Source organism: Aurantimonas sp. Leaf443, from assembly GCF_001425575.1.
Classification (GTDB): domain Bacteria; phylum Pseudomonadota; class Alphaproteobacteria; order Rhizobiales; family Rhizobiaceae; genus Leaf443.
In genome coordinates, this window is the sequence record NZ_LMRD01000007.1 from 86396 (window position 1) to 100604 (window position 14209).

A 14209-nucleotide genomic window follows, 5' to 3' on the forward strand; every position below is an offset into this window, starting at 1 on the left:
GTCAGCCTTCGCCTCGCGCGGGAAGGGCCTCGGTCCGCCCGCGCCAGCGGATCGCGAAGGGCCAGGCGGCGCGGTCGGCACCCTCGGCCACGATGCGTCCGTCCTGCAGTGTCACGCGCAGGCGGGCCTTCGCCCCGATCCAGTCCAGCACCTGATCCTCGTTCAGCCAGAGCACCGCTCCGCCCTCCGTCTCCTGCGCGATGAAGTCCAGGAACTCGGCATGGACGTCGAGGCGATGGGCCTCGCTGCCCCAGCCGTAGTCGTAGCGCGGCGAGAAGGGATGGTCGAGAAAGCCGAACAGGGCGCCGGAGGCCGTGGCGGCCCGGAAAGCGGCCTTGGTGACGGCGAGGCGATCCCCTTCCTCCAGCACGCAGTCGCCATGCAGCATGCATTGCTGGCTGTGCGAGACGACGCCCGACGCATCGCCCGGAAGCCGGCCGCCGCGGGCGAGCAGCGCTTCGGGATCGTTGGCGACGATGCCCCCGACAAAGCCTTCGAGCCCGGCCTCGGCGAGCGCGGCCGGCACGTAGGGCGGGTTCTGGTGGAAGGGCGAGACGGCATGACGCACTTTCAGCCCCTCGACGCGCTGCTCGAGCCATTCGACCGAGCCCCTCGCCTCGCGCAGGCACGCCTCTGCAGACCCGCCCCAGCGCGGTGCATGGGTCACCGAATGGGACAGGACGGCACCATCCTCGGCGAGGATCTCATGCAGGAGTTCGATATGATCGGGCCTGTCCTCCTGTTCGGTCTTGATGGCGACCGAGAACGGAAGACCGCGCTCGCGGTAGAGTTCGAAGAGCGGGCGCGCGGAGGCGATGTCCTCGTCGCAGTCGAGCCGCATCGTGATCGCGCAGTCGTGGCCGAAGGGGACCTCGCGGACCACCGGCACGCAGGGCCGGTCCTCGTGCCGCCAGTCGGCGAGGAAGGCCTCGACGACCGCCCATTCCGCGCTGTCGACCGGGCCGACGGCACGGTTCCACCAGAGCACCGATCCGGCGCCGGGTTCGAAGAGCGTCACCATCGGGACGGGCTCGCAACCGCTCGCCTCGGCCATCGCCAGCACCGTGGCGCCGTCCGCCGTCGCGCCGCAGGCGATCGACCACTGTCCGCCGTCCGCGGTGATGCGCCCGTAGCCCAGATTGTTCCATTCGTCGGCATAGTCGAAACGCAGGAAGGGACGCGTCTCGAACGGCGAATGCGCCGCCAGGGGATGGGCCAGCCAGCGCACCGAAGCGGCCGAGCGCGACGTGCCCCGCAGCGGCGCCGGCGCGCAGCGTGCCGCATCGGCCCAGTCTGCGGGCAGAGCCTTCACGTCGCGCAGCCCGCATCGGGCGGCGACCTCGCCCTCTGGACGGCCCAGGACGAGGACCTTGCCGCCGCCGGCCGCGATCCGTCCGATGGTTTCGGCATCGCCCGAGGCGGGCTCGACGAAGACCGCGATCGCGGCATCGCCCGGCCCGGACGGCGCCGGCCGCATCTGCCCGGCCGTCACGGAACGCTCCAGCGCGGCTTCCACGATGGGGCCGGCCGGATGGCCGGTTCTGATATGGAAGTCGATCACGCCGGCTCCGCTCCGCTCTGCTCTGTTTCGACGAGATGCCTGAATTTCTGCCGCGCGCCGACGAGCTTCAGGTCCGAAAGCGCGATGAACTCCACGGCGACGGCATCGCCCCACCAGGACGCGATCCGCGTCGCGACGGAGGCGGGATCGGCCCCCTCTTCGGGAACGATGCGGAAGACCGGCCGCCCTGCGCGCATCTCGATCTGGAACTCCCGGACCCCGCCGACACGATCGAGCACGTCCTGGATGTAATGGGTCGGCATCGGCGTGCCGTTGAGCGTGATGACGTCGTGGATGCGCCCGACCATCCTGGAGATGAACAGACCGTCGGCGCGCCGCGCCAGAACGGCGTTGTCGCCGGTGCGGTATCGCAGGAGCGGCATAAGGCTGTTCTTCAGCGGCGTGATGACCAGCTCTCCGGCCTGTTCGTCCGCTCCGGCATCGCCGAGGCCGTCCGCCGCGCCGGGCATGATCTCGGGCCAGGCGAAAAATTCGAGAAAGCGCTTCTCGGCACGCGCGGGATCGAGCTGGTAGGCGACGACGCCGGCCTCGGCGAGCCCGTAGCGATCGACCACGACGCATCGAAGCGCACGCGCGATCCGCTCGCGCTGGCGGTCCTCCAGAAGCTCGCCGGACGACTCGAAGATCGCGAAGGCCTTCTGCGAGCCGCGCGTGCGTTCCACATGGGCGGCCAACTGGTCCATGGTCGAGGGATGGGAATGCACGAGATGGGGATGCAGCCTGCGGATCTGGCGCCAGATGCTCTCGAGTTCCTCGGCGCTGAAAGTCGCGAAGAAGATGTTGTCGCGGTTCATGGCGAAGCATTTCATCGCTTCGCGCAGCCGGTCCCTGAAGGGGAACACTTCGGGGAATTTCGAGGCGAAATGCAGCTCGCTGCGCCAATGCGTGTTGCCGACCCGCCGGCGGCATTCCTGCGTGATGGCGGAGGACCAGTCGGCCGCTTCCTGGTCGTAGTGGATGTGAGCGGAGGGACCTGTGGAACCGCCGGTCTTGGCGACATGGATGCGCAGACCCTCGCGGTCCTCGCGCAGCAAGCGGTCGCCCTGTTCGCGGATGATGTCCTTGGTGAGGTAGGGAAGATCGCCGAGATAGGCCGGGTCGCGGGCGATCTTGGCCGGATCGAAGCCGATCGAAGCGAAGAGGTCGCGATAGTAGGGCACGCGTGCCCCCGCCATCGCCACGGTCTCCGCCAGTGCCGCGCCGGCTCTCGCCCGGCGCTCGGGCGCGGGCCGGTCGATCTCGGTGCGAGCCGTACGGATCTTGCTGCGCACGTCGCGCTTTTCCATCCGCTCGGCCACGCGGTAAGCGATCGTGGCGGCGATCACGCCCCGGACACCGTTGAGTGCGGCCCTTGCCACCATGTTACGTTCCTAGCTGCGAACTCTTGGAAAAAGGCCGTCCGGTGCCGATGGTGTCCTGGCGACCCTCCGTGGCACGAGGATGGCGCTGCCCGCCTATCGTGTGGCCGCGCCTCGCGTCGACGGCGCGGGGCCGCAGAGCTCGGCATAGAGCGCGGCCAGAGGTTCGACGACCCGGTTCCACGTGTAGCGCCCGGCGACGCGATCGCGCAACGATGGATCGGCGGGGGCCGCGAGGCTGGCGGCGATACCGCGCGCGATGTCGTCCGCGTCGTCGCTGCGCACGTAGTGGGCGCTCTCGCCGAAATATTCGCGCGTCGAGCCCTCCGCCGTCACCACGAGCCGGGCCCCCGCTGCCGCCGCTTCGAGCGCGGCGAGACCCGGCGTCTCGAGGGTCGATGGCAGGCAGAAGACCGAACAGGCCGCATAGGCCGAACGCAGCAGCGGGGACCGGTGGTCGATCGGACCGAGATAACGCACGAGATCGCCCCCGTCGGCCCAGCACGCGGCGGCATAGTCCGGCGAACGCGCATGGCCCATGACGACCAGAGGCATGCCGAGCGCCTTCGCCGCGGCCACGAGGCCGCGCTGGTTCTTGCGCGGCTCCACATTGGCGACGTTCAGGATGAACGGCCCCTCGATTCCGTACGCATCGCGGAAGAGCGCGGCATCGACCGGTGCGGCGAATATCGGGTCGCAGGCGTTGCGGATCGTATGGAACCGCGACCGGTCGAGCTCGAGCACCTCGGCCAGCCTGTCGCTTTCCACGTCGCCGTTGGTCACGATCGCATCGGCAAGGCCGAGCTGCGCGGTGATCTCGCCGATAGGGTACAGAGAACGGGTCTCCTCCGTGATCCAGAGGCTGGACGAGACGACGAGCTTCAGCCCGCGGCTCTTGACGTAGTTGCAGAAATGGATCGAGCCGCCCATGCAGGAGAAGAAATGCACGAGATCGGCGTTCGAAAGGTCGTTCGACCAGGGATCGTGCCGGCGAACCGGATGGCCGGCGGCCGCGAGGTTGCGCTCGTATTCCAGCAGCTGGATCTCGCCGCCGCCCGGCGTCTCGAACGCCCAGGGATAGGTCGCGAACAGGACGCGCGGCTCGGTCACGAAAGGCTCTCCAGCGTGGCCAGGATCGCGCGGCCGTCGCATAGATCCCGCAACTGCTCCAGGCGCACGCGCCGCGCTGCCGCGTTGACGGCCTGCGCGGACGGATCCTCGAGGAACGCCGCGATCTGACCGGCCGCGTCCTCCGGCAGATCGGACACGGGCAGCGCCGCGCCACCCGCCGTTTCCATCAATGTCGGCAAGGCGCTCGTCAGGCCCGGCTTGTCGAAGACGAGCGCGTCCACGATCGGCACGCAGAACCCCTCGTGGCGGCTGAAGGTGAGCAGGGCGGCGGCGCGCTCGTACAACTCGCGCAGGGACTCGTCCGAGACGCCATGGTGGAATAGGACGCGACCGCGGCCTCTGGCGTTCACCGCATCGGCCAGACGCTTCACGTCCGCGACGAAGCCCCCCTCCTGCGGCCCGCCGACAATGTCGAGCGTCAGATGCGGCACACGAAACGTGAGCCGCTCGAAGACGTCCATGAGCGTGTGCAATCCCTTGTGCGGCACCAGACGTCCGACGAACAGGAGATGCCGGGCGCTATCGGATTGCGCCGTCGTCCCGCCGGCGGACGGCGGCCAGCGATCGAGGCCGACGATGGGCGGGATCGCCGCGATGCGCCCTTGCCATCGCGCCCGATCCGGCGCCGCCATCCCTGCGAGAAGCACCTCGGCACTTTCCGTGGAATTGGCCATCAGCACGCCGAAGCGCGCAGCCAGACCGCGCTGCGCCAGACCTTCCCGGCAATTGACGACGGTCGCCTCGTCCTCCGGATCGATCAGTTCGGGCGGGGTGACGTTGTGGAAATAGTAGAGCTTGGGATTGGGCAGAGCCGCGACATCGGACAGGATCGGATCGAAGATCGAATGATTGAAGAAGATCGCCTCGCCGGGCCGGACCGTGTCGAAGAATTCCTCGCGACTGCCGACCGGGTAACCTTCGACACTGTCGCCATGCTCGGCCCACAGGGCCGGTCGCCAGCCTCCGGCCGCCGTCAGGTCGAAGAGCTGGCGGCAGAAGTTGCCCACCGCATCGTGACGGACGATGTCGCGCGCGTGGATGTGAACGGTCCTCACGACGCCATGCGATCCGTGCCGCCGCGCACGGCCGATGCGCCGACGGGACTGTCGGAGACGATCACCCCGCCCTCCAGCCGGACGATCCGGGTACAGATGCGCTCCAGCATGCCGATATTGTGGGATGCGATGACGAGGATCTCCGTGCGGGATACGAGGTCCTGCATCCGCTCCTCGGCCTTGTGCGCGAAGGTCTCGTCGACGACGCTCAGCCACTCGTCGAGGAGCAGGATGTTCGGCGAGTAGGCCGTCGAAACCGAAAACAGGACGCGCATGATCATGCCGGAGGAGAACGTGCGCAGCGGCATCAGCCGCATGGTTTCCGACAGTTCCGTGAACTGCCAGATACTCTCGATCAGTTCGGCCGTCGGCCGGATGCCGGCAATCCGCAGGAGGAGCTTGATGTTGTCCTCCGCCGAAATCTCCATGTTGGCGCCGATGGACAGGCCGAGCAGCGGCGTGATCTCGCCGACGACGGATCGCGTTCCGCCAGAGATCGGGAAGATGCCGGCGATCGTGCGCAGGAGCGTCGTCTTGCCCGAGCCGTTCGGCCCGTAGAGACCGACGCGCTCACCGGAGCGCACGCTGAGATCGATGCCGTTCAGGGCCCGGATCACAGGATGCCGGATGCGGCGGCCGCCGGCCGAGGCCAAGAGGAGGCGCTTCAGCGACTTGTCGTTCAGATCGTAGATCGGATAGTCGAGATCGACTTTGTCGAGCGTGATGCTGGCCATCGGTCAGATCCAGAACGCGGCGGCGCGAAGGCGCGAGAGCGCAAAGACGGTCAGCGCCGACAGAATGGCGAGGATGCCGAACGAAACGCCGAAACTGGCCCAAGGCATCACCCCGTCGAGCATCGGCATGCGCCACACGTTCAGGAGATGGACGATCGGATTGTAGTCGAGGAGATACTCGCGGCCCGCCACGAGATGCGGTTTCCACATGATCGGCGAGGCGAGGAAGGCGAGGTTCACCACCGATTCGACGAGAGGCTGCGTGTCACGGTAGCGCGTGGAGAGAGCGCCCGTGCAGATGGAAAGACAGAAGGTCACCGCCGCGAAGAGAATGAGTCCGGGCACCGCGAGCAGGATATTGCCGAGCGTCGTCCCGCCGAAGACGATGAACAGGACCGCCGGGACCACGATATTGTGGGCCAGGAACAGGAGATGGCGGAAGAAGCATTGCACGAAGAAGACGTAGGCCGGCAGGCCCCGGTCCTTGATGAAACCGCCCGCGCTCAGGAGTGCCGTCGTGGAATTGTTCACGCAGCCCGAAAGAAAGGTCCACAGGACGAAGCTGACGGAGAAGTAGGGAAGAAAGTCTTGCGTCGAGACGTTGGAGATCGCGCTGAACACGAAGCCGATGCAGGCGACGAAGATGGCGGTCTGGAGCGTGATCCAGAATGGCCCGATGACCGAGCGCGCGTAGCGATGGCGCACGTCGTACCAGGCCAGGAAGAAGGCCAGGCTGAGTTCGTTGCCGACGCCGCCGGCGATGCGATGGATCATCGTGACGTCCGGGCGGAGATGCGAGGACGCCCCATCGAAGGCTGACAGGGTGCTGTTTGACAATGGTCTGTCCTGCGGTGGCTGTTTGCGACAAGACGGCGTTCTAAGGCCGTTCGCTATGGCGGCCCGCATTACGGCGAATTCACGATGGCCGCAATCGAGCGATCGCGTAGAACGGCTCCGCGCGGCCTGCTTCAGCGACGCAGAAGGCTGAGAAGGTACAGGCCGTAGCCGCTGGCGACAAGCGGGTGCGCCAGCTGCTCCAGTTGCTCGTCGTCCACGAAACCCATGCGCCAGGCGATCTCCTCGATGCAGGCGATCTTCTGCCCTTGCCGCTTCTCGATCGTCTGCACGAACTGGCTGGATTCCAGAAGGCTGTCATGCGTGCCGGTGTCGAACCAGGCGTTGCCGCGCCCGAGCCGTTCCACGTGAAGCCGCCCGCTCTGGAGATAGACTTCGTTGACCGTCGTGATCTCGAGTTCGCCGCGCGCCGAAGGCTTGATGGACTTGGCGATATCGACGACGCTGTTGTCGTAGAAATAGAGGCCGGTGACGGCATAGTTGCTCTTGGGCTGCTTCGGCTTCTCGACGATCGAAATGGGCGTGACGTCATCGGCGGCAAATTCCACGATCCCGTAGCGCTCCGGGTCGCTGACCGAATAGGCGAAGACGGTCGCACCGTCCTCGCGTTCGCCGGCACGGCGGACGCTGTTGCCGACACCGGTGCCGTAGAAGATGTTGTCGCCGAGAGCGAGGGCCGCGCAGGAGGATCCGATGAAGCGCTCGCCGATGACGAAAGCCTCCGCGAGGCCCCGCGCCTCCGCCTGGATGGCGTACTGGAAGCGCATGCCGAGCCTCTCGCCATCGCCCAGGAGCTCCTGATAGAGCGGCAGCGCGCTCGGCGTGGAGATGATCAGGACCTCGGAGATGCCCGCCAGCATCAAGGTGCTCAGCGGGTAATAGACCATCGGCTTGTCGTAAACCGGCAGGAGTTGTTTGCTGATCGAAAGCGTTGCCGGGAATAGCCTGGTACCGCGTCCACCGGCCAGGATAATACCCTTGTGCTTTGGATGAAGCATGGCTTTCGACTCTCGTGCAAAGGCCTGTGGACGCAGGCAGATCGGCAAGCCGGACCTTGACCCACCCGGCGCGACTGATTAGTCCGTGCCAGGCATTGGTGCAACACCGAGGCGCCTTTTTCGGCGCCTGACAAGGGTTCAGCACTGTCCAGGAGGGTCGGATCGCATCATGCGCACACCCCCGATGCGCATCTTGCTAGGGTTCGTTCATGCTGAAAATCGCGGTGGAGAAGCGGGCCTCGACTGTCGTTGGGCATGACCACTCGCTGTCCGTCTTCCTGCGTCTCGTTCGGCCGTTGAGAAAACTGTCGCAACGGGGCGGCGTCGAGGTCTGCGCCGCATCGACCGCGGCGCTCCTCGATCATGGCGGCTTTCCCTACGACGTCCTCTTCGTCAATCGGCCGACGCAGTCCGAGAACCTGACGCTGATCCGTCGCGCGCGCGATGCCGGCGTGCCGGTCGTCGTCGATATCGACGACTGGATGTACACGCTGCCAAGCTACGGCAAGGACCTCCTGCGTGAGCGTGCCGATCCGGCCCGCGAACTCTACGACCTCGCGCAGGCGATGACGCTTCCGACCTCCTTCTTCGCGCAGGTCATGGCTCCTGTCTTCGCCGGCCAGCGCTCGGTCCTGCCCTACGGCTTCGAGTTCGACGGCGCGGCCTCGACCAGCGTCGCGGAGGCCGACACGCGCCGCATCATCCTCTCCTCCATGTTCACGCTGAAGCTCGGCCGGCGGACCGAAGCTTTCGCCGCTGCATTACGCGACTTCCTCGATCGCTTCGAAGACTGGAGCGTCGATTTCTACTGCGAGAACTACGCGACCGACCTGTTCGAGCATCCCCGGATCGCCCGCCTCTCGCCCGTCTCCTACGACGACTACCTGCGCGTCCTGTCGCAACGGCGCTACGCCTTCTGCCTCGTGCCCCTGGCAGGCTACGAGGAGGAGGCCGATCTTCTCTTCAATGCCTGCAAGTCGCCTCTCAAGTTCGTCGACTACAGCGCCAACGCCATCGGCGGGATCTACTCGCGCAGTCCCGTCTACGAGACGGTGATCGAGGATCGCCGCTCGGGGCTCCTGGTCGACAACACTTATGACGGCTGGTTCGCGGCCATGGGCGAACTCGCGCAGAATGCGAGCCTGCGGCGCGAGCTGAGCACCGTCAGCCATGACGTGGCGCGCGAGCACTTCTCGCTCGACGTCTCGGTCGAGGCGCTGCGCCGGACGCTGGACACCCTTCTGCCGTGAGCGTCGCGCTTCCGAGCCGGCTCGCCGGGTCCCCCGTCTCGCGGCGCATCGTCTTTCTGCGCCATGGCCAGACGGCCTTCAACCACGGCGCCATGGTCGACGGACGGTCGCAAAATCCGCTGAACGCGCTCGGACGCCGGCAGGCCGAGGCTGCCGGCGCCGAGATAATGGCAAGACGCCTCGTCGGACAGACCTCGTGGCGATTGATCTCCAGCCCGCTGCAACGGGCGCGGGAGACGGCGGCCCTTGCCTTTCCCTCGGCCGTCGCCCTTATCGAACCCGATTTCGCGGAAGTCGACGTCGGAGCCCTGCAGGGCATCGGCTGGACCGAAGCGACGGCGCGAGGCATCGTCGCCGCCGACCACGGCTTCACGACGCCGTTTTCCGGCGGCGAATCCTACGAAACGGCCCAGCGACGCGCCGCCGCCGCGCTGGAGCGACGGATCGAGGAGTGCGAGGGCGATCTCGTGGTGGTCGCCCATGGCGGGATCATCGTTCTGATGATCCTCTCCCTCCTGGAGATTCCTGGCCGTGTCTTCCCCTTCGCCGAAATCGACAACGGTTCGATCAGCGTGGTCGAACTCCACCGGTTCGGCCTCCATCGCGCCGCGAAGCTGAAGGCCCTCAATCACACGCCGTTCTGATCGGGCCGGATCGGGCCGCCGCTGTGGGGATGGGGCCTATCGGCGTAATAGGCGAAGAAATACAGCTGCCGAAGCCGGCACAGGTGTTCCATCGTCTCGACGAGATCGGCCGAAAACGGCCCTTGCGCCGGCGCCGCATCGACGCGCGGGCGAAGGAAACGTAAGCCTTCCTCCTCGAACGGATTGATACAGGCGCTCGAGGGATCCATCGGCACGCTCGCGACCGAAAGGTCCGGCCGCTCGATCAGAAACGTCGTCAGCAGACGCTCCACGACGAATGGCAGGAACGGGCTCGGGTCCGTATGGACCGTGTCCTCCAGCACGTCCCTCACCGCCGGATGCCCGGGCTCCGAGAGGAGAAGACGGGCGATCGGGCGCAGGACGCCCCCGACATAATCGTCCCAGAAGTCTGGGGTACCGACCCAGAAGTTCGAGTAGCAGAGACGGTCGGCAGGGTGCCGCCTTTCGAGATCGACCGGCAGTCCGACGCCGGCCGCCGCCAGAAGAGCGCGCGTGCGGGACACGAGACCGGGATGGGCGATCTCGCCCTGCATCCAGACATTGTAGGAAAAATAGGCCAGCTGCGGAAACGGATTGAGGATGCAGATGTCCGTTTCGGGATGCTGCCGGGCGAAGGCGGCGAAGGCAGCGATCGGCAGACCCGATTTCAGCGCGAATTTCGGCGACAGGAGGCCGGTTTTGCGTGCCCCGCGATGCAGGCCTTCCGCATGGATGTCGACCAGGATGCGCAATTCGCGCCAGGCGGCGCGGTCGTTGTCCGGCAGGACGAAGGGCAGGAGGTCGGGATCCGACAGGATCTGGCCTTGCCTGTAGAGGGGTTCGTAGAGCGCGATATCCATGGGTCCTGCCGCGTTGGGCGCCGCCGCCTGCAGAGTGGATCACGAACGGCACGGGACCCCCGCGGGCCCTCTTGCGGCATCACGCCGGCGGCGGTCAATCCGCCGCCCGCGTCCGTGCTACGCTTAGACCGGGCAAGGTCTGGGTGATGCGCCTTCCGGAGGGACTCGTGCCGGGCGGATCGACGAAGATGCGATCCGCCTGCGGTCCATACGGCGCTCAGGCCTTTCTGAACACGAAGACGTCCTGATGGTTGTCCCATCCGCCTTCCATCATCGTGTCCAGTGCGAAGCCGTTCTCGGTCATGCGGTTCACCAACCATTCCCTGCGGATGAGGGACACGCCGTAATAGGTCTCCCCGACGCTGTCGGCGGTCTTGCGTTCGAAGACGTGATCGCCGCGATACCGGACGAAGCCGAACCCGTCACCCTCGTAGGCCGCCTTCAGGCTGTCGAGGCCGGTCTTGTCGATCTGATCGGCGTGCCACGTGCCCTTGCAGAGGAGATCATAGGCCCTGACGCCATGCGTGGTCACGATGGCGATGCCGGACGGCGCGACCTTGCGACCGAAGTTGGCAAGCACCTCGATGGCGTCCGCCTCGCCAAGATGGGTGACGAGCGACCCCATCGCGGCCACGTCGTAGCGATCGTCCTCTACCTCGTTGAAACCGTTCAGCGGCGGCCTCACGACGACCCCGGTCACGCCGAACTCCTCCACGCAGAAATCGACCGCCGGCTCCATCGCGTCGGCCGCCGTGATGGAGGCCGGCGCGAAGCGCTCGACGAGGTGACGCGTGACGCGGCCGTAGCCACAGGGAAGCTCGAGGATTGCTGGGCTCGCGGCGCCGTGTTTCTCGGCGGCGGCCACGATCAAGTCGGCGAACTGTCGTCCGCACGATTCGTAGTGGTCGCGCGATCCCTGAAACATGTCGTCGTCCGGATGAATGCGTGCCGACATCCCTGATGCCCTTCCATTGTGGACGCGCGGCCCCGAGCCACCGCATCTCGCCGTCTCTGCGCGGGGCCCTTATGAACGATCCCCGCCTCGATGTCCCACCCCTCCGTGCGAGGATAGGCCATCGCAGCTGAACCGCGGTCCACCGCCCGCAAACCTTCCGCCAGACCGATCCGGCACACTGCAGGACGGTTCGAGGTTTCATCGAGGGCAACAGCTCGAAATCGCGCGACCGCGGCCGCCCGACGAACGTTTCACCGCTCATTTCAAGCGAAAGCGGTCTCAACAGACTCCGCTCGCCTGCCACGCGTCGCGCTGTCATCTCATGAAGACGGTAAAACACGCCGAGCCATCGGGATGGCTTTTGGAAGCTCAAGGGGCTTCGAAAGAGGCGCTTGGTCGGAGTGGCAGGATTTGAACCTGCGACCCCCTCGTCCCGAACGAGGTGCGCTACCAGGCTGCGCTACACTCCGATGGCGCGAACCCCTAGAGGATGGGCGTTTTCATCGCAAGCGAAAAGTTGGGGTCAGGCCTCGGCGGCGGCGCAAGTGGCGCAGAGGCCTGTGATCTCGATGGAACTGCGCTCGGCGCGGAAGCCCTCGCGGCGGGCCCAGCCGTCGAGGACGGCCTGCAGCGACGAATCGTGGAACTCGGAGACCCGGGCGCAGCGCGTGCAGATGCCGAAGGCCAGAACCGCCGAGCCGTGGTCGTGGTTCTCGCCGGGTCCGTGCTGGTGGCGGCAGGCGACGAAGGCCTTCAGCGTGTCCAGCCGGTGCACGAGGCCGCGCTCGAGGAGACGGTCGAGCGCGCGATAGACCTGCAAAGGCGCGCGCATGCCCTCCGCGCGCAGCCGGTCGAGGATGGCGTAGGCGCTGAGCGGCTCGGGCGAGCGCGTCAGCGCCTCCAGGACGAGAGACTGGTTGCGCGTCAGGCGCGGCGGCGCGCTCATCGGGGGACCTCCCGGGCGAACCTGCGGTCGCGGTCGCGGCCGAAGGCGGCCGGCAGGAAGCTCGCCAGGAAGAGGATGAGCGCGACGACCACGATGGACGGGCCGGACGGCGTGTCGAAGGCCAGCGAGCCGGCGAGACCGCCGCCCGCCGCGACCATACCGAGGAGCGCGGCGACGAGCGCCATCGTCTCGGGCGTGGCGGCGAAGCGCCGGGCGGTCGCGGCCGGCACGATCAGGAGCGCGGTGATGAGGAGGATGCCGACGATCTTCATGGCGATGGCGATGACGAGCGCCATCAGCAGCATGAAGACGATGCGCGTGCGCTCCGGCCTCTGTCCCTCGGCCTCGGCCAGTTCCTCGTTGACCGTGGCCGCCAGCAGCGGGCGCCAGACAAAGGCGAGCACCGCCAGAACGAGGGCGCCGCCGCCATAGAGGAAGGCGAGGTCGAGCCGCGAGACCGAGAGGATGTCGCCGAAGAGGAGGCCCATCAGATCGATGCGCACGCTCGTCATGAAGGCGACGATGACGAGGCCGACCGCGAGCGTCGAATGGGAGAGAAGCCCGAGCAGAGCGTCGGTCGAGAGCGAGCGCTGGCGCTGCAGGAGGAGGAGCGCGGCCGAGACCGCGACGGCGATGGCGAAGACGCCGATCATCGGCTCCACCGAGAAGGCGGTGGAGAGGGCGACGCCCAGGAGCGCGGAATGGGCCATCGTGTCGCCGAAATAGGCCATGCGGCGCCAGACCACGAAACAGCCGAGCGGCCCGGCGACGGCGGCGATGCCGAGCCCGGCGAGGATCGCGCGCCAGAAGAAGTCGTCAAGCACCCAGCGTCTCCTTCTCGGCCGGCCGCGACGGCGCGCCGGCGGCATCGGCCGGATGGGCGTGGCCGGCATGGTGCTCATGACGGTCGTGATGGTGATGGGACGCGCCGTGCCACCCGTGACCCTGGCCGTCCGGCGCGGCGGCGGGCGTGCAGCGATCGGCCAGCGTGCCGTCGGCAAGGCGCACCCGCCCGTCCGGCAGATGCGTGTGATCGTGGTCGTGGGCGTAGATGGCCAGCGTCTCGGCCGCGCGCGGGCCGAAGAGGGTGCGGTAGGCGGGCGAGGCCGCCACGCTCTGGGGCGTGCCCGCGCAGCAGACATGGCCGTTGAGGCACAGGACCGTGTCGGTCTTGGCCATGACGACATGCAGATCGTGCGAGATCAGGAGGATGGCGCAGCCCTCGCGGTCGCGGATGTCGGCGATGAGATCGTAGAGCGCGATCTGGCCGGAAAAGTCGACGCCCTGCACGGGCTCGTCGAGGACGAGGAGGTCGGGCCGGCGCAGGATGGCGCGGGCGAGAAGCGCGCGCTGGAACTCGCCGCCCGAAAGATCGGCCGCGCGCGCCTTCGACAGATGGGCGATGCCGACGCGTTCGAGCGCGGCCTGCACCATTGCCGGGCTTGCCGGCGCCGTCAGCGTCATGAGGCGCGCGACGGTGAGCGGCAGGGTCCAGTCGATGGCGAATTTCTGCGGCACGTAGCCGACGCGCAAGGCCGCATCGCGCGTCACCTCGCCCTCGCTCGGCCGGTGCACGCCGAGCACGAGCTTGGCCGTCGTCGACTTGCCCGAGCCGTTCGGGCCGATCAGCGTGACGATCTCGCCGCGGCGCAGGCTGAGGTTCACCCCGCGCACCAGCCAGCGTCCGCCGCGCGCGAGGCCGGCCTCGCGCATGGCGACGAGGGGGCTTGCCCCGGAAGGTCCTGGCACTGCGATCATGGCGTCGTCCCGGCTGTGCGGCTTGCGGCCTCTTATGGCAGACGTTATAGGGTTACACAACGAAACGGTATATCGTTACGCCC

Annotated in this window: 14 protein-coding genes and 1 tRNA gene; 2 read left to right on the forward strand and 13 right to left on the reverse strand. The window is 67.2% G+C overall.

The window, feature by feature from the left end; genetic code table 11:
* Position 1: 1 nt before the first annotated feature.
* The 7 genes from ASG48_RS08705 to rfbA form a co-directional block, all read right to left on the reverse strand.
* A complete protein-coding gene (locus ASG48_RS08705) occupies positions 2–1561 on the reverse strand; it encodes a hypothetical protein (RefSeq protein ID WP_055848257.1) in 1560 nt (519 codons plus the stop codon).
* Positions 1558–2907 carry a phenylacetate--CoA ligase family protein gene (locus ASG48_RS08710; protein ID WP_244486837.1) on the reverse strand — a complete coding sequence of 450 codons (1350 nt, stop codon included), beginning with the start codon at positions 2905–2907 and terminating at the stop codon, positions 1558–1560. The genes ASG48_RS08705 and ASG48_RS08710 overlap by 4 nt, the downstream gene beginning before the upstream one ends.
* Positions 2908–3036: 129 nt before the next feature.
* Positions 3037–4050 (reverse strand): glycosyltransferase, encoded by a 1014-nt coding sequence (locus tag ASG48_RS08715; protein WP_244486839.1) that lies wholly within the window; start codon positions 4048–4050, stop codon positions 3037–3039.
* The gene (locus ASG48_RS08720; RefSeq protein WP_055848264.1) at positions 4047–5126 is read right to left on the reverse strand and encodes a glycosyltransferase; all 1080 of its coding nucleotides are present in this window, start codon (positions 5124–5126) and stop codon (positions 4047–4049) included. Before ASG48_RS08720 ends, ASG48_RS08715 begins: the two co-directional genes overlap by 4 nt.
* Entirely contained in the window at positions 5123–5860 is a 738-nt protein-coding gene (locus tag ASG48_RS08725; protein WP_055848267.1) for an ATP-binding cassette domain-containing protein, read from the reverse strand. The genes ASG48_RS08720 and ASG48_RS08725 overlap by 4 nt, the downstream gene beginning before the upstream one ends.
* 3 nt (positions 5861–5863) lie before the next feature.
* On the reverse strand, positions 5864–6634 hold the full coding sequence (locus ASG48_RS08730; RefSeq protein ID WP_082529361.1) for an ABC transporter permease: 771 nt from the start codon (positions 6632–6634) through the stop codon (positions 5864–5866).
* A gap of 194 nt (positions 6635–6828) precedes the next feature.
* Positions 6829–7713 (reverse strand): glucose-1-phosphate thymidylyltransferase RfbA, encoded by an 885-nt coding sequence (gene rfbA / locus ASG48_RS08735; protein WP_055848268.1) that lies wholly within the window; start codon positions 7711–7713, stop codon positions 6829–6831.
* A gap of 209 nt (positions 7714–7922) precedes the next feature.
* On the opposite strand from rfbA, the gene ASG48_RS08740 reads away from it, so the two are divergent.
* On the forward strand, positions 7923–8963 hold the full coding sequence (locus ASG48_RS08740; protein ID WP_055848269.1) for a hypothetical protein: 1041 nt from the start codon (positions 7923–7925) through the stop codon (positions 8961–8963).
* Positions 8960–9607, forward strand: coding sequence for a histidine phosphatase family protein (locus tag ASG48_RS08745; protein WP_055848270.1), 648 nt, complete (start codon positions 8960–8962; stop codon positions 9605–9607). The genes ASG48_RS08740 and ASG48_RS08745 overlap by 4 nt, the downstream gene beginning before the upstream one ends.
* On the opposite strand, the gene ASG48_RS08750 is transcribed toward ASG48_RS08745, so the two are convergent.
* The 6 genes from ASG48_RS08750 to ASG48_RS08775 form a co-directional block, all read right to left on the reverse strand.
* Complete coding sequence (locus ASG48_RS08750; RefSeq protein WP_055848273.1) at positions 9592–10467, reverse strand: hypothetical protein; 876 nt, start codon at positions 10465–10467, stop codon at positions 9592–9594. The two genes, ASG48_RS08745 and ASG48_RS08750, sit on opposite strands and share 16 nt — an antisense overlap.
* 217 nt (positions 10468–10684) lie before the next feature.
* Positions 10685–11422 (reverse strand): class I SAM-dependent methyltransferase, encoded by a 738-nt coding sequence (locus tag ASG48_RS08755; RefSeq protein ID WP_055848276.1) that lies wholly within the window; start codon positions 11420–11422, stop codon positions 10685–10687.
* A 393-nt stretch (positions 11423–11815) separates the two neighbouring features.
* A tRNA-Pro gene (locus ASG48_RS08760) sits at positions 11816–11892 on the reverse strand.
* Between the two features lie 53 nt (positions 11893–11945).
* Positions 11946–12368: a Fur family transcriptional regulator gene (locus tag ASG48_RS08765; RefSeq protein WP_055848279.1), complete on the reverse strand. Its 423-nt coding sequence runs from the start codon at positions 12366–12368 to the stop codon at positions 11946–11948.
* Positions 12365–13192 carry an iron chelate uptake ABC transporter family permease subunit gene (locus tag ASG48_RS08770; RefSeq protein ID WP_244486840.1) on the reverse strand — a complete coding sequence of 276 codons (828 nt, stop codon included), beginning with the start codon at positions 13190–13192 and terminating at the stop codon, positions 12365–12367. Before ASG48_RS08770 ends, ASG48_RS08765 begins: the two co-directional genes overlap by 4 nt.
* A complete protein-coding gene (locus ASG48_RS08775; protein WP_055848282.1) occupies positions 13185–14126 on the reverse strand; it encodes a metal ABC transporter ATP-binding protein in 942 nt (313 codons plus the stop codon). The genes ASG48_RS08770 and ASG48_RS08775 overlap by 8 nt, the downstream gene beginning before the upstream one ends.
* Between the last annotated feature and the right edge of the window lie 83 nt (positions 14127–14209).